At 35.0% G+C, this 23,336-nt stretch carries 21 protein-coding genes and 1 tRNA gene; 13 read left to right on the forward strand and 9 right to left on the reverse strand.

The window, feature by feature from the left end; all coding sequences use genetic code 11:
- Positions 1-48 precede the first annotated feature (48 nt).
- The 4 genes from GON26_RS08260 (at position 49) to GON26_RS08275 (ending at position 6,049) form a co-directional block, all read left to right on the forward strand.
- Entirely contained in the window at positions 49-1,113 is a 1,065-nt protein-coding gene (locus GON26_RS08260; protein ID WP_160374362.1) for an outer membrane protein assembly factor BamB family protein, read from the forward strand.
- Between the two features lie 105 nt (positions 1,114-1,218).
- Complete coding sequence (locus tag GON26_RS08265) at positions 1,219-2,529, forward strand: hypothetical protein (RefSeq protein WP_160374363.1); 1,311 nt, start codon at positions 1,219-1,221, stop codon at positions 2,527-2,529.
- A gap of 142 nt (positions 2,530-2,671) precedes the next feature.
- Positions 2,672-4,006: a metal-dependent hydrolase family protein gene (locus GON26_RS08270; protein WP_160374364.1), complete on the forward strand. Its 1,335-nt coding sequence runs from the start codon at positions 2,672-2,674 to the stop codon at positions 4,004-4,006.
- 306 nt (positions 4,007-4,312) lie between these two features.
- Complete coding sequence (locus GON26_RS08275; protein ID WP_160374365.1) at positions 4,313-6,049, forward strand: phosphatidylinositol-specific phospholipase C; 1,737 nt, start codon at positions 4,313-4,315, stop codon at positions 6,047-6,049.
- 365 nt (positions 6,050-6,414) lie between these two features.
- Here GON26_RS08275 and GON26_RS08280 read toward each other — a convergent pair whose 3' ends face one another.
- The 3 genes from GON26_RS08280 to GON26_RS08290 all read right to left on the reverse strand — a co-directional run bounded on the left by GON26_RS08280 (position 6,415) and on the right by GON26_RS08290 (position 8,196).
- Complete coding sequence (locus GON26_RS08280; protein ID WP_160374366.1) at positions 6,415-6,666, reverse strand: GIY-YIG nuclease family protein; 252 nt, start codon at positions 6,664-6,666, stop codon at positions 6,415-6,417.
- A 59-nt stretch (positions 6,667-6,725) separates the two neighbouring features.
- Positions 6,726-6,800, reverse strand: a tRNA-Val gene (locus tag GON26_RS08285).
- Positions 6,801-6,963: 163 nt separating this feature from the next.
- Positions 6,964-8,196 carry a bifunctional folylpolyglutamate synthase/dihydrofolate synthase gene (locus GON26_RS08290; protein WP_160374367.1) on the reverse strand — a complete coding sequence of 411 codons (1,233 nt, stop codon included), beginning with the start codon at positions 8,194-8,196 and terminating at the stop codon, positions 6,964-6,966.
- Between the two features lie 131 nt (positions 8,197-8,327).
- Here GON26_RS08290 and GON26_RS08295 point away from each other — a divergent pair, with 131 nt between their 5' ends.
- The 3 genes from GON26_RS08295 to GON26_RS08305 all read left to right on the forward strand — a co-directional run bounded on the left by GON26_RS08295 (position 8,328) and on the right by GON26_RS08305 (position 10,216).
- Entirely contained in the window at positions 8,328-9,023 is a 696-nt protein-coding gene (locus GON26_RS08295; protein WP_160374368.1) for a MotA/TolQ/ExbB proton channel family protein, read from the forward strand.
- A 3-nt stretch (positions 9,024-9,026) separates the two neighbouring features.
- Positions 9,027-9,422, forward strand: coding sequence for an ExbD/TolR family protein (locus GON26_RS08300; protein ID WP_047774417.1), 396 nt, complete (start codon positions 9,027-9,029; stop codon positions 9,420-9,422).
- Positions 9,423-9,733: 311 nt separating this feature from the next.
- The gene (locus GON26_RS08305) at positions 9,734-10,216 is read left to right on the forward strand and encodes an SRPBCC family protein (RefSeq protein ID WP_160374369.1); all 483 of its coding nucleotides are present in this window, start codon (positions 9,734-9,736) and stop codon (positions 10,214-10,216) included.
- 217 nt (positions 10,217-10,433) lie between these two features.
- On the opposite strand, the gene GON26_RS08310 is transcribed toward GON26_RS08305, so the two are convergent.
- The gene (locus tag GON26_RS08310; RefSeq protein ID WP_160374370.1) at positions 10,434-11,240 is read right to left on the reverse strand and encodes a UbiA prenyltransferase family protein; all 807 of its coding nucleotides are present in this window, start codon (positions 11,238-11,240) and stop codon (positions 10,434-10,436) included.
- 221 nt (positions 11,241-11,461) lie between these two features.
- On the opposite strand from GON26_RS08310, the gene gcvP reads away from it, so the two are divergent.
- The 6 genes from gcvP (at position 11,462) to GON26_RS08340 (ending at position 19,138) form a co-directional block, all read left to right on the forward strand.
- On the forward strand, positions 11,462-14,311 hold the full coding sequence (gene gcvP, locus GON26_RS08315) for an aminomethyl-transferring glycine dehydrogenase (protein ID WP_160374371.1): 2,850 nt from the start codon (positions 11,462-11,464) through the stop codon (positions 14,309-14,311).
- Positions 14,312-14,860: 549 nt separating this feature from the next.
- Complete coding sequence (locus GON26_RS08320; protein ID WP_160374372.1) at positions 14,861-15,919, forward strand: 3-oxoacyl-ACP synthase III family protein; 1,059 nt, start codon at positions 14,861-14,863, stop codon at positions 15,917-15,919.
- A gap of 161 nt (positions 15,920-16,080) precedes the next feature.
- Positions 16,081-16,608 carry a class I SAM-dependent methyltransferase gene (locus GON26_RS08325; protein WP_160374373.1) on the forward strand — a complete coding sequence of 176 codons (528 nt, stop codon included), beginning with the start codon at positions 16,081-16,083 and terminating at the stop codon, positions 16,606-16,608.
- Between the two features lie 93 nt (positions 16,609-16,701).
- A complete protein-coding gene (locus GON26_RS08330) occupies positions 16,702-17,550 on the forward strand; it encodes a glycosyltransferase (protein WP_160374374.1) in 849 nt (282 codons plus the stop codon).
- An 80-nt stretch (positions 17,551-17,630) separates the two neighbouring features.
- Positions 17,631-18,380: an MlaE family ABC transporter permease gene (locus GON26_RS08335; protein WP_160374375.1), complete on the forward strand. Its 750-nt coding sequence runs from the start codon at positions 17,631-17,633 to the stop codon at positions 18,378-18,380.
- Positions 18,377-19,138 carry an ABC transporter ATP-binding protein gene (locus GON26_RS08340; protein ID WP_160374376.1) on the forward strand — a complete coding sequence of 254 codons (762 nt, stop codon included), beginning with the start codon at positions 18,377-18,379 and terminating at the stop codon, positions 19,136-19,138. The genes GON26_RS08335 and GON26_RS08340 overlap by 4 nt, the downstream gene beginning before the upstream one ends.
- Before the next feature lie 101 nt (positions 19,139-19,239).
- Here GON26_RS08340 and GON26_RS08345 read toward each other — a convergent pair whose 3' ends face one another.
- The 5 genes from GON26_RS08345 to GON26_RS08365 all read right to left on the reverse strand — a co-directional run bounded on the left by GON26_RS08345 (position 19,240) and on the right by GON26_RS08365 (position 23,333).
- Positions 19,240-19,845, reverse strand: coding sequence for a SprT-like domain-containing protein (locus GON26_RS08345; RefSeq protein ID WP_160374377.1), 606 nt, complete (start codon positions 19,843-19,845; stop codon positions 19,240-19,242).
- Positions 19,846-19,931: 86 nt separating this feature from the next.
- Positions 19,932-20,609: an SDR family NAD(P)-dependent oxidoreductase gene (locus tag GON26_RS08350; protein ID WP_160374378.1), complete on the reverse strand. Its 678-nt coding sequence runs from the start codon at positions 20,607-20,609 to the stop codon at positions 19,932-19,934.
- A gap of 35 nt (positions 20,610-20,644) precedes the next feature.
- On the reverse strand, positions 20,645-21,622 hold the full coding sequence (locus tag GON26_RS08355) for a M20/M25/M40 family metallo-hydrolase (protein WP_160374379.1): 978 nt from the start codon (positions 21,620-21,622) through the stop codon (positions 20,645-20,647).
- A gap of 32 nt (positions 21,623-21,654) precedes the next feature.
- Entirely contained in the window at positions 21,655-22,302 is a 648-nt protein-coding gene (locus GON26_RS08360) for a hypothetical protein (protein WP_160374380.1), read from the reverse strand.
- Positions 22,299-23,333: an ATP-grasp domain-containing protein gene (locus tag GON26_RS08365; RefSeq protein ID WP_160374381.1), complete on the reverse strand. Its 1,035-nt coding sequence runs from the start codon at positions 23,331-23,333 to the stop codon at positions 22,299-22,301. Before GON26_RS08365 ends, GON26_RS08360 begins: the two co-directional genes overlap by 4 nt.
- Positions 23,334-23,336 lie beyond the last annotated feature (3 nt).

Consider the following 23,336-nt stretch of genomic DNA (forward strand, 5'->3'; position numbering starts at 1 on the left):
AACTGCAAAAATATTAGCAGCTACTTTAGAAGAAAAAAAACACCGATAATGAAAACCATAAAATATTTAATAGTAGCTTTATTTCTTTCTTTTCTATCTTGTAAAGAGGCCAATAGCGAATCCGAAAATAATAAATATGTAAAATTGCTTTGGAAAAATGCAAAATTGGATTGGATGTCATCTTCTATGGTTTTTAATAACAATCAATTATATTTCGCAGATTTAAATAATAACTTTTATTCTGTAAATATAGAAAATGGAAAAATTGGATTAAATTTCAAAACAGATTACAGTCCCATTCACGAACCATTGATTGTTGATCAAAATCTATTTTTAACCGAATATGGGACGGATTTAAATTGTTTTGATATTAGAGGCAAATTAAAATGGAAGATTAACGGCGAAATAAATTTAAGATATGATTTAGCTGGATATAATCAATCAATTTATGGTTCAGTACAAGGAAATGGATTTAGTAAAATAGATAAAACTAATGGAAAAGTGGTATGGTTTCTCCCGAAAGACTCTAACATTACCGAGACAAATAAACCAGCGTTTTTTAAAGAAACAATTTATATAGGTTTTTCAGAGTTTACAGCTAAACTTTTGGCAATTAACAATGAGAACGGGAAAATAATTTGGGAAAATAAATATAAAAATTTCAAAACTATTAGTCAATATAAAACAGAAAAAGGACTTTTAGTTTTACTTGATAAAGATTTCAAAAACGGTAAAGTTTTAATGTTGAATTATGAGAATGGAAATGAAATTTGGTCTAAATCTTTAAATTGTGATTTATTGTATGAACCTTGCATTGTAAACAAAAATGTAATCTTGAGTACTTATGACAACAAAATCATTTCTTTGCATATTGAAAATGGAAAAACAAATTGGATATTAAACTTAAATAAAGACCTGGCAGAAACTAATATTATCCATTATAAAGAAAATATTTATTTTGGAACAATGAATAGAAATTTATATTCTGTAAACATAAATAAAGGAAAGATTAATTTTATTCAACCTTTTAATTATGGAATCATAACGCCAATTGTTGAAAAGAACAAAATATATTTCCCCACTGGTGGAAGTGAAATTTGGGTGTTGAAATAAAAATATCTGCCAATAGTTACAACTGATTTGAGCAATAGGCTTAATAGAAAGTTAGTTTCAAAAATCCACAACAGCCCCAAGTACAAAAAAACACTGGTCATAATCATGAGGAAACCATTTTTAACTATCTTAATTTTTTTATTTGGAATCCAAATTTTAATTGGGCAAAATAATAATGACCCTTCAAATGATTGGGATAAAATACTTATTACTGATGCTTATGGAGGCTGGTCAAATTTTGATAATAAATTTCAGATTAAAAAGCAAGATCTCCTGCTTACCTCATTAGAAAAGCCTGACTCCATCATAAAAAGAATTGACCCTAAATTAGTTTCTGAATTAGTTAAATCGATTAGAAATACAAATGATTATGCTACGTTTAAAAACCCTTTGATTTCCTTTGGCAGAGATTCTCTATGGCTTATTAATAATGCAGAAAATCTTTGGAAGGAATATACAAAAGGTAGAAAGACAACAAAGGAAATAGATGCTATCGCAATCAATACTATCAAAGACTACAAAAAAGCAAATCATGCTGCTTCATCTCTTGAAGGTTCTCATTCTACAGATGATTATCCAGTCATCATCGTTAGCATAATAAACGAAAAGGATACGCTGTCAGCATATTCGTTTGGGCAATATCCTTATATGCTGCCGTGGAATACAAAGAAAAGAAGAATCTACGATTCGAAAATTTCCGAGTTAGTAGCTCAATTATTACCGGATAAACTTCCAAACAACAAAGAAAGATTAAGCGGAATAAATTTTAATACTTCATTTGTTAAAGAAATCTATTCGACTTTTCTAGCAGACAAAGAAAATTTTTTAGAAGCTAGAAATGCATTTCCAGGAACTTTTAGATCCCTGAAAAAAGAATTTGAAATCTCTAAAGCAGAAATTGTTGATATGTCATCAATAGAATGGGGTGGACTCGTAGGAAGAAGGTGCCTCGAAATGTTATTAAAGGATTCAACAATCTCAAAAAATATTCAATTCTATACGATTTCAGGAGTCAATGAGCTATTAACTACTAAACGATCAATTATTCGCAGAAAAAAAGATTTAATAAATTTATTAAACGAAAATCCGATATATAAATACACGCTAAACTGCGGTAATTGTTTAGGAGAAATACATTGGGTTAAATCTAAATCCTTAAGTACAGAAGCAAAAAATGAATTCAAGGAGGATTTAGAGGAAAATGGAATTGATAAAAAGAAATACAACGGGAGATACAAGGATGCTATTTTCTTTGAATTAACAGAAAATAGAGAATCAGAGAGAAGTTTTTCCCGATGGATTTTTCTTAAAGACGGAACCTTAATACTGTGGCAATTGCGCGGAAATTATTTAATGAATTTTCCAAAGGATTTTTTTGCAAACCAGGGTTATATATGTAAAGAAGTTATGCTATGACTATTTTTCGGTGCCCTTAAAAAGTACAAAATTAGGTCAGTTATAAATGAGTTAGCTATTATCCTATAACGCCCAGAGTAATTCAATAATTTAATGTAAGATTCACTATATTAGTGTTTTATAATTTTAATACCACATAAAGATGAATCTTATAAAACTAAAATTATTTACAATTGCAATTGTAATGAGTTCATTTTATGCGATGGCTCAAAAAACAATCCTGATCAACAACGTTCAGATTTTTAATGGTAAAGACGAAAAAACGATTACCGGAAATCTTTTGATTGTTAATAATCTGATTAGTAAAATTTCTACAGCAGCAATCCCCACAGATAAAAGCCAAAATGTTACCATTATTGATGGTAAAGGAAAATTTTTGATGCCAGGCCTTATTGACGCGCACACCCATATCATGATGGAGTCGATGAACCTCGTAGAACTCCTGAACAGCGATATAGAATACATTACTGCAAATGCTATAAAATCGGCAGAGAAAGACCTTATGCAGGGTTTTACAACTTTCAGAGACCTTGCTGGTCCCGCTGCAGGTTTGCAAAAAGCGATAGACAGAGGTTTAATTATTGGTCCGCGTATTTATCCTTCAGGTGCGATGATTTCCCAAACCGGTGGTCATGGTGATTTTCTTAGTCCAAATGCAGTTCCAAGAGATATTACAGCAAGCCTTGATTTTACCGAACGTAATAATTTTGGTGTAATAGCCGATGGTCCGGATCAGGTATTAAAACGGGTACGGGAGCAGCTTCGCCTTGGCGCAACACAAATAAAACTTGCTGCAGGTGGAGGAGTTTCTTCGACTTATGATCCTTTAGATGTATCTCAATTTACAGAAGCCGAAATGAAAGCTGCTGTTGATGCAGCACAAAACTGGGGTACTTATGTTACGGTTCACGCTTATACACCAAGAGCTATACAAACTGCATTGCGGGCGGGCGTACTTTGCATAGACCATGCCCAGCTAATTGATGATGAAACAGCAAAAATGTTAGCAGATAAAAAGGCTTGGTTAAGTCTGCAGCCTTTTATAGATGATGGCAAAAGTTTGTATGCAGAAGGCTCACCAAACCGCATAAAACAACAAACGATGATGAGCGGTACTGATAAAGCCTATAATTTTGCAAAAAAATACAACATAAAAACAGCTTTTGGAACAGATTGCCTTTTTGAGCCTGAGCATTCGGCTAAGAGAGCGGGTGATCTTGTCAAGTTATTACGCTGGTATAAGCCTTATGAAATATTAAAAATGGCTACTGCAACAAATGCAGAATTACTTACCCTGAGCGGTCAGCGTAACCCCTATCCAAACAAATTGGGAGTTATAGAAGAAGGTGCTTATGCCGATATTTTACTAGTGGACGGAAATCCCCTAACCAATTTGAGTATTTTGGAAGACTATGAGAAAATATTATTGTTGATTATAAAAGACGGAGTTATTTATAAAAATTTACTTGACAAATAATTTAGACACCTAATTGTGTTTTTACCGCAAAGACCGCAAAGATTTTTATCCAAGAATCCCTGAAAACGTATAAAGTTCGCAAAGCTAAATCAACACAAAGCTTTGCGAACTTTTTCTTTTATAAAAGCTACTTCGCAAAAAAAAGCACTTAGCGTTCTCTGCGTTAAAAATTTTTAAAACTCTCCACTGGTTCGTTAAAATTATTTGCTTTGTATTGAAAAACAGGTGTTTATACGCATTTTGAATTGGTTTAAATAAAAAAACTTTGCATTATTTTTTTAACCAATTTTTAAAAACACAACTGCTATGTCACACTTTACACAAAACTGGATGAGCTATTTGGAAGATAGCAAAAGCCTGAATGATTTGACCATACCTGGTACGCATGACACCTGTACTTACAACGAAAGCAATTTGGCTCAATGTCAAACTATGAATCTTGAGACTCAATTTAAAAATGGAATTCGGTTTTGGGATATCAGGCTGAAAGTAAAAGACGGTAAAATGGATGCGTATCATGGCATCGTATCTTTAGGATTTACCTTTGATGATATTCTGAGAACCAGTACTATTTTATTGCAACAATTTCCATCTGAATGTATCGTGATGTCTATTTCGCACGAAAAAAATAAGGATAATGTAGAGCTATATGAAAAGTTATGGCCCGTTATTAAAGATCTGGACTATTGGTATAAAGAAGACCGAATACCGAAACTTGGTGAAGTGCGCGGAAAAATTATTTTTATGCGACGCTTTATAGCACCATTATCTAATTTTCCTATTGGTATCAATATATACGATAATTGGCCTGATGACAAAACTGCTGAATGGGAAAGTAGTGCAGGAATTAAGTTCTGTGTTCAGGATAAATTTGGAGGGCATTTATCGGTAAAATTGAAGAATAAATTCGAAAATCATGTAAAACCTGTTTTGGACAAGGCAAAAAACAATGAGAACAGGTTGTATATGAACTTTACGAGTGGAACACTAGATGGGGGAGGAAGTGTTTTTTTTCCTCCTAAAACGCTCGCAAAAGAAACAAATCGATTATTGCTTGACTATCTTGGTGGCAAAGGAAAAGCTCGCTTCGGAATTATTCCTATGGATTTTCCTGAATCTGAGTCGGGCTTAATCAGAAAACTAATAGGATGTAATTTTGAGCCTTTCCATGAGATTATTGTTCAAAAAGCCACCTATTTTGCAAATGAAACCGACGGTACATGGACAATGTCAAGATATGGGTCAAACAACTTTTTTAATAATCATCTGGACTTGGTTTTTATTAAAACAACTAATACGCAATCTGGTAAAGTAGAAATAAAAGCCGCTTCAGGTGACTTTTTATATCAGAAACTCACTTTTGATAAACCAACGGTATTTAATAGTGAAACTAACGGCACATGGTTACTAATGAATTTTAAAAATCCCTTTTTTTTAAATTCCGGGGTTCCTCAAAATGCTCCCGAACTTGTTTTTATCAAAACCAAGAATACAGAATCGAAAAAAGTAGAACTACATATTGCATCGGGATCTTCTGGTTATCAGAAAATGATTTTGCAAACGGCTACAGTCTTCAATTGCGAAAACGACGGTGTCTGGACAATGGCGTTTTATCAGAAAACGAGTTTACAGCCCGATCTGATATACATTAAAACAAAAAACACAGCGTCAAAAAAAGTAGAAGTACTTATTGCATCAGGTGCTTCTAATTACAGAACGATAATTCTTAATGTTGTTACCGCATTTGATTGTGAAGAGGATGGTGTCTGGACAACGGCAGGTTTTGATGGTTATGGTGCCGATTTAGTATTTATCAAAACAAGCAATACGGCCTCAGGATATGTAGAAGTGTATGTTGCATCGGTAAAATCGCAATACAAAGAGTTTACTCTCAAGTGCAAAACCGCTTTTAAATGCGAAACGAATGGCACTTGGCAAATAATGCCTTTTGAAAACGACTATACACAGGATTTAGTTTTTATTAAAACAGCTAATACACAAAACAACCATGTCGAATTGCATGTAGCATCTGGTAAAAGATAATGGGGTCAGTAATAATTTACCAGGCCCCGTTAATTAAGACTTTGAAATTTTAGAAAATTTGGAATTTCTAAATATTTACAGCAAAGACCACAAAGCTTAATCAATACAAAGCTTTGCGAATTTTGCCTTTTATAAAAGCTGAGCAAAAAAACTTAGCGAACTTTGCGGTAAATTTTTAATATCGTGTTTGGAATTTGGAATTTAGAAAATTGGAATTTCTAAATATTTGGAATTTCTAAAATGTGACCGAACAATGTGCCATAAAAAAACTCCATTATTTCTAATGGAGTTTCTTGGTGGGCGATGAGGGGTTCGAACCCCCGACCACTTCCGATGAAAAATCGGAATGCTCTGAACCATTTGAGCTAATCTTTTTTAGAAATCAGCTCTTGAATTTTGATTCTGCTTTTCCATGATTTAATTTGTAATTCTCTTTTGTATGCAAGTTCTTTGGTAGCATAGTTTTCTGTATAAACAATTTTCCAATCATTTACGTTTCCAGTAAAACCTTTGCTTTTTTGATTATGACGAATAATTCTTTCTTGTAAATCAGAAGTAAATCCTATATAAAATCTATTCTTGCTTTCGCTAAATAAAATATAAACGATATATTCCATAGGTTTAGAAAATAAAAAAAACTCCAAAATCAAATGACTTTGGAGTTTTTGGAAGTTTGTGGGCGATGAGGGGTTCGAACCCCCGACCCCCTCGGTGTAAACGAGGTGCTCTGAACCAGCTGAGCTAATCGCCCTATTTTACTAGGTTGCTATCATTTCGTGATTGCGAGTGCAAATATACGCTAGTTTTTCAGTTATGCAAAGGATTTGCAGTAAAAATTTAAACTTTTTTTAATATTTTTTTTATGTAGCTGATGTTGAATTTATTAGAAATGCTCTTTTTTACAACTTTTAGTGTCATTTAGCATCCAGCGGCAATTCGGCCACTACAAAAGTGCTTCCGCCCACATAAATAAAATCATTTGCCGAAGCATTTTTCCTGGCTTCATTAAAAGCAGCCGTAACCGATTCGTATTTTTCTCCCAATAAACCGTGTTTTTCAGCAGCTTCTTTTAGAATTTCAGTATCCAAACCTCTTGCCGAATCAGGTTTGCAGAAATAATACTGTGCCTTTTTAGGAAAAAGAGGCAAAATAGCATCTAAGTCCTTGTCGTTTACAACCCCTAAAACAATATGCAGCTTTTCAAAACTTTCCTTCCCGATCTGATTCATCACAACTGATAAACCGTGTTTGTTGTGCGCTGTGTCGCAAATTATTTTCGGGTTTTCACCCAGCTGCTGCCATCTTCCCTGCAAACCTGTGTTTTTCGAAACCTTCAATAAACCTGATTTTAGATTTTCGTTCGAAACTTTAAATTCGCCTTGAGCGTTCAAAACTTCAATAGTCTGCTGCACCGTTTTTTTATTATGAAACTGATAATCCCCGATTAAATCCGAAGGGAAAACTTCGGTAATTAAATCAGAAGCAAAGTAAATCGGTGCTTTGTTTTCTTCGGCTTTAGCCAAAAAAACAGGCTGTGTTTCAGGCGTATATTCACCAATAACAACAGGAACAGCTGGTTTTATGATTCCGGCTTTTTCGCCCGCAATCGCTTTAGGCGTATTGCCTAAAAACTGGGTATGGTCTAAATCTATGTTGGTAATGACCGAAACTAAAGGCGTGATAATATTCGTTGCGTCTAATCTTCCGCCAAGTCCCACTTCGATAATTGCAATATCGACTTTCTCCGAAGCGAAATAATCAAAGGCCAGACCAACCGACATCTCGAAGAAACTCATATCGTTGGCTTCAAAAAAGGATTTGTGTTTTGCAATGAACTCACAAACAAAAGCTTCCGGGATTTCTTCTCCGTTAATTTTGATTCTTTCGCGAAAGTCTTTCAGGTGTGGCGAAGTGTATAAACCCACTTTATAACCTGCTTCCTGCAAGATAGAAGCCAGCATGTGCGAGGTCGAACCTTTTCCGTTGGTACCCGCAACGTGCAGGCACTTCAGCTGCTTTTCCGGATGATCAAGATGCGCCGCCAGTAATTTAATATTGGTCAGATCTTCTTTGTATGCCGAAGCGCCCTGCAATTGGTACATAGGCAATTGGTTAAACATCCAGTGCGTGGTTTCTTGATAGTTCATCTATTTTGGATAAAAAGGTTCCTGATTGAAATAATTTTCGATTTTTTTAGTTTTATATTACAGCGAAAATTATCTTTATTGCAAAATTGAAATATTTTTTAGAATTAATTATTAAAAACACGAATTAAAATATGTTTACCTTCCTTCAATTACAAACGGATACCATTGCAAGCGCCGCATCAAACGTAGTTATCGAAAAAATTGCTCCCAATACCGAAATCTCAGTTTTAGGTTTTATCCTAAAAGGAGGTTTTTTCCTGATTCCAATTGCCATCCTTTTGTTTTATACGTTCTACGTAATTATAGAACGATATTTATACATTACAAAAGCGTCAAAAACCGATTCAAAACTAATTCAGGAAGTAGGTGACAAACTGAATTCCGGAAATATTGAAATGGCCCGAATCATTGTCGAAAGAAACAATACATCTGCAGCCAATATCCTGAAAGAAGGTGTTCTGGTAATCGGGAGACCAATTGCCGAAATCGAATCCAATATGGATCGTGCCGCCGATATCGAAATTGGTGAAATGGAAAGACGCTTAGGACATCTTGGATTAATTGCCGGAATTGCGCCAACGTTAGGTTTTGTTGGAACAATTTCAGGAGTAATCAAAATTTTCTACAGCATCTCCGTTACCGAAAATATTAGTATCGGAAACATTTCAGGAGGTTTATACGAAAAAATGATTAGTAGTGGGGCAGGGCTTATTGTGGGGATTATCGCCTATAGCGCATACCATATACTAAACGGAAAAATTGATGATTTTGCTTTAAAAATCCAGAAGCAAATTTTAGAATTTGTAAATATAATTCAAAGAGCATAAGGTATGTCTATCAAAAGAAAAAGAAGGTTTCATGCCGAAGTGGCGACTTCATCCTTGAGTGATATTATGTTTTTCCTGCTGTTGTTTTTCCTAATTATCTCAACGCTGGCAAATCCTAATGTGATCAAAATGACCTTGCCAAAAGCAAAGGCAAACGAAAAAACCAATAAACAATTAATCAGTTTATCGGTTACCGAAGACAAGAAATTCTACATCGACAAAGAACCCGTTGATTTCGAAAATCTCGAAACCAGTCTAATGTCAAAAATAGGAGCAGATAAACAACAAACAGTCGTAGTCAGAATTCCGTTTAATCTGCAGGTGCAGGATTTGGTAGATGTACTGCAAATAGGAGTCAAGAACAACTTAAAGTTTGTAATTGCTACGAGTCCTAAGTAAATAATAATCAGGCCGTGACCGCAATAAATAAATGGGCGAATCAACAGCTTGCTGATTAGCCCATTTATTTATTGCGGTCGGGCTATCCGCGCTACTTCGGTAGCCAGCTCCTATCCCTCACGGAAAAAAAAGACGTTATCATCATTGCGGGCAAGGAAGAAACTTCACGAAAACAAGAATCTTAAAAACAAACAAACCCGACGAAGGAGACTTGAACAATAATTAACAAACGAAGTAAATCTCCGCAACGAAATTCCAATCTTTGTCTAGCTTCTCGTCGAAATAACAAGATTGCGCAAAAAAATAAATTAATGACAACCATAACCCTCACAACAAAAATATACGCCTCAAAACAAATCGTTTTTGATGCTTCAAGAAATATCAGCATTCACATGCAATCTGCGAGCAAAACAAATGAAAAAGCTATTGCCGGAATTACTTCAGGATTAATTAATCTGGATGAAACGGTAACCTGGCGTGGTAAACATTTCGGGTTTTATCTCACGCACAAAAGCAGAATTCCGGTCATGAATTTCTATGATTATTTTGTGGATGAAATGGAAGAAGGAAAATTCAAATCTTTCAGACATGAACATATTTATGAAGAAGAAAACGGGTTCACGACCATGACGGACAAATTACATTATGAAACTCCGTTTGGTATTTTTGGAAAATTATTTGATATTTTATTTTTGAAAAAGCATTTGACTAATTTTCTTTTGGAACGAAATAAAACCTTAAAAAAAGTATCTGAAAAAACAGATTTAGCATTGGCTGAACAAAAAACGAAATAGATTTTTTCTCTCGCAGATTTGGCAGATTGAGAAGATTTTACAAATCATGCTTAATTGACTTGACTCTCTTTTGAAAATAAATTTTCTCATTTTACGATTTGCGTGAGGGATAGTAGCGAAAAGCCCGCAGCCTGACGAAGGAAGTGCGAGGACTTGTAGCGGATAGCCCGACCCGGAGGGGCACGCCCAAATTATTTAGAAAATTAAATGCCTTTTTTTAAAAATAAACAATCATCAGCCACCAAAAAATAGGGACACTCTCTACCCAGAAAGAAGTATAATATTTAGAGCGGTTGGTGTTGGCAAACAGAATAAACAACATCAATGTAACGACCATTACAAGATTGATAATTAGGTCATGAAGTGTAAAACTCAAAATTCCTAAAACCCAAAACGGAACTAATAATGAAAATCCTAAAATTTTAGTTCGCTTTACCCCAATGGTTTGCGGTACGGTTTGCAAATGCGGATCATCATTGGCCAGATCTAAAATCTCAAAAACCAAAATCAGCACAAAAACCAAAACAAAACGCTGAATGCATTTTATAAAAAAATTGGAGGTAAACGGAATTTCGGCATTTATATAGGGTAAAACCAAGGTTGCGCCCACCCAGCAAAGTGCTACAATATAAATTTTTACTCCGGCCCAGTTGCGGGCATTTTTTCGGTTTGGAAAAAACGGAAGTGTATAAAGCGCGGTTATTAGAAAAATTAAAACCGATACAATTTGGCTGATTCTCTTTAAATGGAAAAAATAATAGCCCACCAAAATCAGCGAAATAAAGCTCAAAACGGCGATGATTTTTAATTGGTTTCCAACAGGTTTTCTTTTGACACGAACCAAGGCATCGTATTTAACAAAATTATACCCTACAATTGTTCCGAAAAAAACGAACAACGCCATTGCTTCATTATATTGAATGTCAAAGAAATGAAACGTAATCCGAACCAAAGCATAACACGACAAAGCCACATGAATACTGCTGTTCAGGTAAAAATCGAATATCTGTTTCAATAGTTTCATTCCTTAAATCTAATCAATTATTAACAAATCAACTCTTTAGTTATAAATTTCATAAAAATTGAAGTTAAAAATACCCATTAAATTATTAATAATACTTAATTTTGCGCCACAAAAAAACAACACATTTACTATAAAATGTAATAAACATAGAGAAACACTCGATTAAATCGAAATTAGCTTTGCATATTACATTGACTTTTAAAAAAAATAGATAGCTACAAATGAGAACAGATGCTTTTGCTTTAAGACACATTGGCCCAAGAGAAACAGATCTTCAACACATGTTACAAACTATTGGAGTTGAATCGATCGAACAACTTGTTTACGAAACACTTCCGGATGATATTCGTCTAAAAGCGCCATTAAACTTAGATCCTGCCATGACCGAATATGAATTTGCAAATCATATTCAGGAATTAGGAAAGAAAAATAAAGTATTCAAATCGTATATTGGTTTGGGTTATCACCCAACTATTGTTCCGGCTCCAATTCAAAGAAATATCTTCGAAAATCCAGGATGGTACACGGCTTACACACCTTACCAAGCAGAAATTGCTCAGGGTCGTCTGGAAGCTATTTTAAATTTCCAGACTACTGTTATTGAACTTTCAGGAATGGAAATTGCCAATGCTTCTTTATTGGATGAAGGTACTGCAGCTGCTGAAGCAATGGCTTTATTGTTTGACGTTCGTACACGTGATCAAAAGAAAAACAACACAAATAAATTCTTCGTTTCTGAAGAAATTTTACCTCAGACTTTATCGATCCTTCAAACACGTTCAACTCCGGTTGGAATTGAATTGGTTGTTGGAAACCACGAAACTTTTGATTTTTCGAATGAGTTCTTCGGAGCGATTTTGCAATATCCGGGAAAATATGGTCAGGTAAACGATTATACCGCTTTTGTTGCTAAAGCAAAAGAAAACGAAATCAAAGTAGCCTTTGCTGCTGATATTTTATCATTAGCGACTTTAACTTCTCCAGGAGAAATGGGAGCTGCAGTAGTGGTTGGAACGACTCAGCGTTTTGGTGTACCAATGGGTTATGGTGGTCCTCACGCTGCTTTTTTTGCTACTAAAGATGAATACAAACGTTCTATGCCGGGTCGTATCATCGGAGTTTCTATTGATGTAAACGGAAACCGCGCTTTACGTATGGCTTTAGGAACCCGTGAGCAACACATCAAACGTGAAAAAGCAACTTCAAACATTTGTACTGCTCAGGTTTTACTAGCGGTTATGGCCGGAATGTACGCAGTTTACCACGGACCAAAAGGATTACAGTATATTGCTGGTAAAGTTCACGCATCGGCAGTTACAGCTGCTGAAGCTTTAAATAAATTAGGCGTTTACCAAACGAACACGGCTTACTTTGACACTATCTTGGTAAAAGCAGATGCTCAAAAAGTAAAAGCCATAGCAGAGAAAAACGAAGTAAACTTTTTCTATGTTGATGCGGATACGATTTCTATTTCATTCAACGAAACGACTTCCATTGCTGACATCAACCAAATTATAGCGATTTTTGCTGAAGCTTTAGGAAAAGAAACTTTTACGGTTTCTGAATTAACAGAAGCAAGTCAATTACCAGCTTCATTAGAAAGAACATCGCCTTTCTTAACGCATGATGTATTCAACAATCATCATTCGGAAAGTCAGATCATGCGTTACATCAAAAAATTAGAGCGTAAAGATTTATCATTGAATCATTCGATGATTTCATTAGGTTCTTGTACGATGAAATTAAACGCAGCTTCAGAAATGTTACCTTTATCAATGCCAAACTGGAACAGCATTCACCCATTTGCACCAGTAGAGCAAGCGGAAGGTTATATCACGATGCTTAAAAAATTAGAGGAGCAATTAAATGTTATTACTGGATTTGCCGGAACAACATTGCAGCCTAATTCAGGAGCACAGGGAGAATACGCTGGTTTAATGGCTATTCGTGCGTACCATTTATCAAGAGGCGATAGCCACCGTAATGTATGTTTGATTCCTTCATCGGCTCACGGAACCAATCCTGCTTCTGCAGCGATGGCCGGAATGAAAATCATCGTTACCAAAACTACTCCGGAAGGAAACATTGACGTAGAAGATTTAAGAGAAAAAGCGATTGAACACAAAGATGATTTATCTTGTTTAATGGTAACGTATCCTTCTACGCACGGAGTTTTCGAATCTTCAATTATCGAAATTACTAAATTAATCCACGACAATGGCGGATTAGTATATATGGATGGTGCCAACATGAACGCACAAGTTGGATTAACCAACCCGGCTACCATTGGCGCTGACGTTTGTCACTTAAACTTACACAAAACATTCGCTATTCCTCATGGTGGCGGTGGACCTGGAGTTGGACCAATTTGTGTAAACGAAAAACTGGTTCCTTTTTTACCAACAAACCCAATCCTAAAAGTAGGTGGCGAACAAGCGATTACCGCTATTTCATCTGCACCTTACGGATCAGCTTTAGTATGTTTAATCTCTTACGGTTACATTACTATGATGGGTGCTGAAGGATTAAAAAGCGCTACTGAGCATGCTATTTTGAATGCGAACTACATGAAAGCCCGTTTCGAAGGACACTACCCAATTCTTTATACTGGAGAATGCGGAAGAGCGGCTCACGAAATGATTTTGGATTGCCGTTCATTCAAAGAAAACGGAATTGAAGTGGGTGATATCGCAAAACGTTTAATTGATTACGGTTTCCACGCACCAACAGTTTCTTTCCCGGTAGCTGGAACTTTAATGATCGAACCAACTGAGTCTGAAGATTTAGCAGAATTAGATCGTTTTTGTGATGCGCTTATTTCAATCAGAAAAGAAATTGAAGCGGCAACTGCTGATGATAAAAACAATGTATTGAAAAATGCACCGCACACATTGGCAATGTTAACTACTGATACCTGGGCTTTCCCTTATACCAGAGAAAAAGCAGCTTACCCATTAGAATACATCGCTGAAAATAAATTCTGGCCATCTGTTCGTCGTGTAGATGATGCTTACGGTGACAGAAATTTAGTTTGCAGCTGTGCGCCTATCGAAGCTTACATGGAAAACTAAGAAATACGTTTTTCTATAAATATTTAAACCCGACAGGCCTCAAACTTGTCGGGTTTTATTTTTCAATTTCCAAATTCCAAAAAAGTACGAAGCGATTTTTTTGGAAAATCTAAAATCTAAAATCTAAAATAATCTGGGCGTGCCAGTATTTAAAAAAAGGCCTAACCCACTTTGCGCTTATGAGGCCTTTTCTTAAATACTGTCGGGCTATCCATGCTACTTCGGTAGCTTATTCCTATCCCTCACGCAAAAAAAACGTTTTAACGAGTCACATCCATTTTAAAATTTTACTTGTTGCATTTTTGACAAGATTCTAAAATTCACATCGCGAGAAAACCTGAAACCTGAAACCTGAAACAAAAAAAATTAACCTCATAATCCATTTCAAACGTTTGAAATCTCGGCAAAACCTAAAATTCATTAAAAAATAACCAATATTTCCAATAAAAAATTATTATTCCATAATTATATGCGTGCATAGTACTTTTTATGGCTATAATTATTTATTTATTTATAAATTAGCCTTGAATTTATTGGATATAAGGAATAATGAAAATAAAAATTATCGGTATCGGAAGTTACATTCCGAACAAAGAAGTTCAGAACACAGACTTTGACAAACATGTTTTTTTAAATGAAGATGGAACTCCTTTTGGTTATCCAAACGAAGTTGTAATTAAAAAATTCAAAGGCATAACGGGAATTCAAAACCGTCGTTACGCCGAAGACCATCATACTACTTCAGATTTAGCTTTTTTTGCTGCTGAAAAAGCAATAGCAAATGCTAACATTGATAAGGAATCTATTGATTATATTATTTTTGCACACAATTTTGGCGATGTAAAATCAGGTACCAACCAATCAGATATGATTCCGAGTTTGGCTACTCGCGTAAAACATAAACTGGATATCAAAAACCCAAAATGTGTAGCTTACGACATTCTTTTTGGCTGTCCTGGCTGGATTGAGGGAGTTTTGCAGGCCAATGCTTTCATCAAATCCGGAATGGCAAAACGTGTTTTGGTAATTGGTGCTGAAACCTTATCAAGAGTTGTTGACGATCATGACCGTGATTCTATGATTTATTCTGATGGTGCGGGAGCCTCTATTTTAGAAGCCTCGGATGATGAAACGGGTTTATTGTCTTACGAAAGTGCCACTTTTGCCAATGATGAAGCCAACTTTTTATTCTTCGGAAAATCGTATAATCCAGAATTAGATCCAGACATTAAATATATCAAAATGTATGGCCGTAAAATCTATGAATTTGCTTTGAGTCAGGTGCCGTGTGCGATGAAAGATTGCCTTGACAAAAGCGGAATCGCAATTGACGAGGTTAAAAAAATCCTCATTCATCAGGCTAACGAAAAAATGGATGAAGCAATTATTCAGCGTTTTTACAAATTATACGACAAAACACCACCTGAAAACATTATGCCCATGAGCATCCATGATTTAGGGAATAGCAGTGTTGCAACAGTTCCAACGCTGTACGACCTTATATTACAAGGAAAAATAGAAAACCACGAAATCAATAAAGGCGATGTAATCATTTTTGCTTCGGTTGGAGCCGGAATGAATGTTAATGCATTTGTATATCGATATTAAAAAAAAGTATTGAATCACAATTTACAGTTTACAGTCTGCTAAACTGAAAACTGTCACTGAAAACTAAAGAAAGTCCGCACCTCAAAATGTGGACTTTTTTAGTACATTTGCAACCTAATTTAATTTAAGAACAATCCATAGATTAGTTCCGCGTAAAGACTATGTACGAAAAAACGTTTCCCAATAAAAGATTCAAACATACTTTAGAATTTCTACAAAAACACGTTGCTACCTCAGAAACTATTTTTGATTTAGGGGTTCCAAATCCTTTCTCTAAAATCATGGAAGAGAATGGTTATACGGTAAAAAACACAACAGGTGAAGATTTAGACAACAATCAAACGGCTTTACAAACAGAACAATATGATGTTTTTACAGCCTTTGAAATTTTCGAACATTTACTAAATCCTTATACGGTTTTACAAAATGTAAAATGTGATAAATTATTAATTTCGATTCCGTTGCGTTTATGGTTTTCACCCGCTTATCGCAGCAAAACAGATATGTGGGACAGACACTACCACGAATTTGAAGACTGGCAGCTGGACTGGCTTTTAGAAAAAACAGGATGGAAAATTACCGCACGCGAAAAATTTACGCATCCCGTAAAAAAAATTGGTTTCAGACCATTACTAAGATATTTCACTCCAAGATATTATATTGTTGTGGCAGAAAAAGTGAAAGCATAAACAAATTCCAATATTTAAATTCCAAATTCCAATTTGAACCAGCTTTAAATTGGAATTTGGAATTTTAAAAAATTGGGATTTAATTTAAATTTTATGAAATATTACATCGTCATTCCCGCGCATAACGAACAGGATTTAATTGGTTTAACTTTACAATCATTGGTTTCGCAAACCGTTTTACCATCAAAAATAGTTGTGGTAAACGATAATTCGACTGATAAAACCGAAGAAGTAGTTTTAAGTTTCGCCAAGGAAAATCCATATATTTCTGTTGTAAACAAAACATCAGATGCGATTCATATGCCCGGAAGCAAAGTAATTCAGGCCTATCAAAAAGGATTTGAAACGCTGGACAATGATTTTGATATTATTGTAAAAATTGACGGCGATTTAATTTTTCCACCCAACTATTTCGAAACGATCATCAAACACTTTGAATCCGACCCAAAAATTGGAATGGTGGGCGGTTTTTGCTACATCGAAAAAAACGGCGATTGGGTTCTGGAGAACCTAACTGATAAGGATCATATTCGCGGAGCTTTAAAAGCCTATCGCAAGGAAACCTATCAACAAATTGGAGGTCTAAAACCGGCAATGGGCTGGGATACTGTTGACGAACTATTGTGTAAATTTTATGACTGGAAAATCGTAACCGATGAATCTCTTCATGTAAAACACTTAAAACCAACTGGCGCCAACTATAATAAAACGGCCCGTTATAAACAGGGCGAAGCTTTCTATACTTTAGGCTACGGTTTCTGGATTACGGCTATTGCCTCGGCCAAACTGGCGATGATGAAGAAGAAACCATTTCTCTTTTTCGATTACATAAAAGGATTCTGGAAAGCAAAATCAGCCAAAACACCTTTATTAGTTACTCCAGAACAAGCTAAATTTATTAGAAAATATCGTTTTGAGAAAATGAAACAAAAGTTAATTTGATTCGGAAAACTACCGAAATTCATTAACTCATGCCCCAAAACTCATAACTTCTTTTTACCTTAGCCAATATTTGTAAAACTATGATGCTCATTCGATATTTATCTCAAATAGGAAGATATTTTTTAATGCTGAAAGAAATTTTCAATAAACAGACCAAATGGCCTGTTATGCGACAATTAATTTTCAAAGAAATAGACGACTTAATTATTGACTCTCTTGGTATTGTTTGCTTTATTTCTTTCTTCGTTGGAGGAGTTGTAGCGATTCAGACAGCATTAAACTTAACCAATCCTTTAATTCCAAAATATTTAATTGGTTTTGCCACACGTCAATCCGTGATCCTGGAATTTGCTCCTACTTTTATTTCGGTTATTATGGCTGGTAAAATGGGATCTTTTATTACATCCAGTATCGGTACCATGCGTGTTACAGAACAAATTGATGCTCTTGAAGTAATGGGTGTAAACTCATTAAACTACCTGGTTTTTCCTAAAATTATCGCTTTATTATTGTACCCATTTGTTATTGGGATCAGTATGTTTTTAGGCATTTTTGGTGGCTGGTTAGCTGGAGTTTACGGTGGTTTTACAACCAGTACCGATTTTATTGATGGTGCTCAAATGGATTTTATTCCGTTTCATATTACCTATGCTTTTATCAAAACCTTAATCTTTGCGATGTTACTGGCTACAATTCCATCATTTCATGGTTATTATATGAAAGGTGGAGCGCTTGAAGTAGGAAAAGCAAGTACGGTATCGTTTGTCTGGACATCGGTTTCCATCATTCTTTTCAATTATATACTAACACAATTGTTATTAGGATCATGATAGAAGTAAAAAATTTAGAAAAATCATTTGGTGACAGTAGGGTTCTAAAAGGAGTTTCGACAGTTTTTGAAACTGGAAAGACCAACCTGATTATCGGACAAAGTGGTTCTGGAAAAACGGTATTATTAAAAAGTTTATTAGGAATTCACACTCCTGATGTTGGTACAATTGAGTTTGACGGACGTGTCTATTCTGAATTAGATCCGGATGAAAAAAGAGAATTAAGAACTGAAATTGGAATGGTTTTTCAGGGAAGTGCTTTATTCGATTCGATGACTGTAGCTGAAAATGTGGCTTTCCCATTGAGAATGTTTACCAATGACAACAAGGCAAAAATCAAAGAACGTGTTGATTTTGTTCTGGAAAGAGTAAATTTAGTAGATGCTCATAAAAAATTACCTTCAGAAATTTCAGGTGGTATGCAAAAGCGTGTCGCGATTGCACGTGCAATTGTAAACAATCCCAAATATTTATTCTGCGACGAACCCAACTCTGGTCTTGATCCCAACACCTCAACCCTAATAGACAACCTGATTCAGGAAATTACCAAAGAATATAATATTACAACCGTAATCAATACGCACGACATGAACTCGGTAATGGAAATTGGCGAGAATATTGTTTTCTTAAAAAAGGGAATTAAAGCCTGGCAGGGAACCAAAGAAGAAATCTTCAGAACGGATAACAAAGACATTGTGAAATTTGTTTACTCTTCTAATTTATTCAAAAAAGTACGAGAAGCCTATTTGAAAGGATAAATCCTTTTAAATCCCAATATAAAAAAATCCAAATTCCAATTTTTAAGTTTGGAATTTGGATTTTTTATTGAAGTTTATTGCAGATTGGAATTTGGAATTTTCTAATTGGAATTTTTTATCAATTCTACCTCAGCATTCGGGTTAAAAAGATAGGTTTTTCCAGAGCTGATTTCGATACATTCGAAGCGTTTGGTCCTTACGGCTAACTTCTTAAATATTTTTCCGTTTTTGATTCTGAAAACACTTCCGTACGGAATTTCAAAAACATAATTTTTATCGTTTTCCTTATCGAATTGCTTCAAAGCTAAAGACAAAGTCGTATCGGTATCACTACTCGCCGTAGGGTTCTTAAAATGCCTCGCTAGAAGCGGCAGCAATTGTCCCGGGAAAATCTCCGGGCGAATAAACGGTACCATCATGCGCTGAAACGTATATTTCCATTCGTTTCCATGAGGTTTTATATTTCGTCCAAATTTTTCAAAAGCCACCAAATGCGAAATCTCATGAATTAAAGTAATCAGGAAACGATATTTATTCAAACTCGCATTCACCGTAATTTCATGTTTACCACTCAAGCCTCGTCTGTAATCACCATGGCGCGTTTGGCGTTCATTGACGATTTTCAGATGAACCTGATTGGCCACAATCAATTCAAAAACGGGTTTTACCGCATGTTCTGGTATATATTTCGCGAGAGTTTCGTTCAATTGGCAGTTAGATGTTATTTGTTAAAAGTTAGATGTTTCTTTCAATTGGAATTTGAGATTTGAAATTTAAAAAATTGGAATTTCAACTAAGGGTTCGTTGAAGAAACCTCCAACACTTTTCCGTTAAAATATTTATTTCCGTTTAGAGTAAAATCATTAATATAAGTTGCCATTCCTTCTGCAGAAATGGGCGCCTGATAACCTGGGAAAGCTTCATTCAGCATTTCAGTCTGAACAGAACCCAAAGCCAAAACATTAAATGCAATGCCGCGTTCTTTATATTCTTCGGCTAATAATTCGGTTAGTGTAATTACTGCTCCTTTACTCGAACTATAGGCCGCCAAACCAGCAAATTTTAGACTTCCGCGTACACCGCCAATCGAACTAATCGTTACGACATGACTTCCTTTTTGAAGGTAAGGCAAACAAATTCTGGTAAGATTTGCAACTGCAAAAACATTCACTTTATAAATACTTTCAAAATCAGCCTGAGTCGTTTCGGCAAAAGGTTTCAGCAATAAAGCCCCAGCATTATGGACTACCGCATCAACTTTTTTCCAGGTTTTAGACAAAAAATCATCAACAATTCCCAAAGCCGATTCGTCTGCCAAATCAACTGAAAGGCAGGTTATGTTTTTATTTTCTAAAAGTGTCTGAGGTATTTTTCTCGAAATTGCCAGAACCTGATGCCCGGCTGTTGCAAATTGCAAAGCCAGTTCATAACCAATTCCTCTTGAAGTTCCTGTGATAATAATATTTTTCATGCCACAAAAATAAGCAAATCCGCTAAAAAGACAGATTATTTAATCATAGTAATTTCCTGCGTTGGCGAAGTTGCGATTTGCGTTACCGCCGGCAATAATTCCTGAATAAAATTAGTCATGTGCGGAATATCCATTAGTTTGAATTCGTCTGAAGGATGATGATAGAATTCAAAATTTTCAAAATCAAAAGTACTTATCGACTGACAAGGTTTTTTGAAAACATCATAAAAAGAATAATTATCTGAGCGGTAGAATAATTCGTATTCCGCTTCTTTTGGTAAAAAACCAATGGAGTTTTTACCGGTATATTCGTTTATTTTTTGCGCCATATTCGATTTGTCAAAACCTGTAATGTAAGCCAGATAATCGCGTTTCATTGGCACACCAATCATTTCAATATTCAATTGTGCATATAAATTAAAATTTTGTGCTTTTAGTTTCTGCACTAAACTTTTAGAACCTAACAATCCTTTTTCTTCTCCAGCAAAAAACACAAAAAGAATGCTTCGCTTATTCGATTTTGTTTCACTGAAATATTTTGCCATTTCAGCCACAGCTGTTACCCCGGAAGCATCATCATTGGCACCATTATTTATAACATCACCCTGTTTGTTTTTTTCAACACCTATATGATCATAATGCGCGCTTAAAACCACAAACTCTTTTTTAAGAACAGGATCAGTTCCTTCCAGAACGCCTACAATATTATAAGCCGGTGTTTTAAAATTGGTAAGGGTATCGCGATAACTTACGAAATAAGGTTTTACATTGTTTTTTTTGAAAAAATCTTCCAGAAAAACCGCTGCTTTTTCAATTCCTTTTGTTCCGGTTTCTCTTCCTTCCAATTCATCCGATGACAGGTATTTTAAAGTTGAAGCAACATCTTCTTCTTTTACTTTATACGTTACCTCAATAGGTTTTGTATTGGTTTTTGAAGACACTTCGGTCTGGATAGGCGAATTGGTTTTGCAAGCCAGAAAAACAAACGGCAACAAAAAGTATAGCTTTTTCATAAAAATAAGGTTTCTGTTTAGAAACTTACTTTCTAAACAACTGATTTAAAATATTTTTTATACACTTTAAACACCTGAATACTTCCTAGAATAATAAAAAATAAGGGAATAAAAACAGGCATTATATACTTCGAAAATGACATATTTTTTTGAAAAAATACCTGCAAAATCACAACCAGACTCAACATTCCTAAAAAAATACCAATCAAAGTGCCTGCAATATAATAATATTTTAATTTATTTTCGGTAGTAATATACTTTCCGTTAATGAGATATAAATTCCAACTGGTCCAGAAAGGAACTTGCAAAAAGTTAAAACAATTCAAAATCACGCCAATTACAAACGGAGAATACATAAGATATTGATTGAATTTTAGACTAGAAGTTGTTGTTTGATTGGCATTCGAATAAAATAAATACGCCAGAAGAAACATAAAAACAATAGCAAAAACATCAATAATTTTCATTAGTTTTTTGTTGCCTACTAACTGTTTTGCAAACAATAACGTAAAATAAATCACAAAGCTTTCGACAAAAACAACTCCAAAAAGATACAACACCAAATTATCGAATCCTGATTTGGAATAAATTTCCAATCCGACCAAATTAAGATAGCCCAACGGAATTGACCCAATGAAACTCACCAGAAAACCAACTGATATGTTTTTTATTCTTTTCAAAAATTCAAAATTTTATTGTTTTGAGCCACATGTAAACGATATTCCTGCATTCCTGTTTTGTGTGTCAGATACGGAAACCCGCGTTTGTGATTGGCAACGCTTATTTCGTACATATAAGTAATGTGGCGTGCTAACTCTTTCCAGGCAAACCAAACGGAATGTTTAGGATCGTAAATATGGGTAGGTTCGCTGGCAGCTCCGTTAAGTTCTACAATTTGAAAATTTTCTCCACGTTCTAACTCTTCAATAGAATTGTACATAATATCGAATCTTCCAAAATAAAATTCCGGTACCTGCGTGGAAATATCGTTAATCACCTGCGTTAATTTATCAGAAATCAGATGGCTCGCATCCAGAAACTTGGCACCTCTGGCATGATTCCCGAAAGGAACCAGATTCATGGTTTCATTTTTAGACAAAACACGTTTTAACTGATCGCCATATTCTTCTTGCAAAGCGCTCATTTGCAGCATAAATCTTGGAGTCTTCATGATTAAATCCTCGATAGACGAAGTACCGTTGCCGGTAACAATTAAAAATTCCTTAGCGACAATTCCGGTAATTTTGCCTTGTTTTTCGTGTGGGTGACGCACATAAAAAACACCTACTTCGTTTTTGAACGGAATTAAATCCTGCAATAAAAAATCGAAATTTGCTTTTTCTGCATAGTTTTTAAGTTCGGTTACCGTTCTGATTTTTTTTACTCCTGAACCGCGCAGACCAATATCCGGTTTCGCTATCAAAGGAAAATAAATTCCTTTTTCGACAAGCGAATTAACCATTTTATTCAAATCGGTATTTTCACGAATCAAAACCGTTTTAGGATAATATTTTTTAGGCAATAAATCATAAATCGCTTTTTTGCTTTCCATCATAAATCCACCATTTTTAATTCTGGGATTCGAAGCATTAAAGAAAAAAATAGATTTTGCTTTGAAAGCATAAAAAGCCCAAAGAAAATAAATAGGAAAATACAAAACCTGAAAAGGCCAGTATTCCCAATTGGTTATTTTATGTATAAAAAGTTTCATTTT

The organism is Flavobacterium hydrocarbonoxydans, from assembly GCF_009789235.1.
Lineage (GTDB): Bacteria > Bacteroidota > Bacteroidia > Flavobacteriales > Flavobacteriaceae > Flavobacterium > Flavobacterium hydrocarbonoxydans.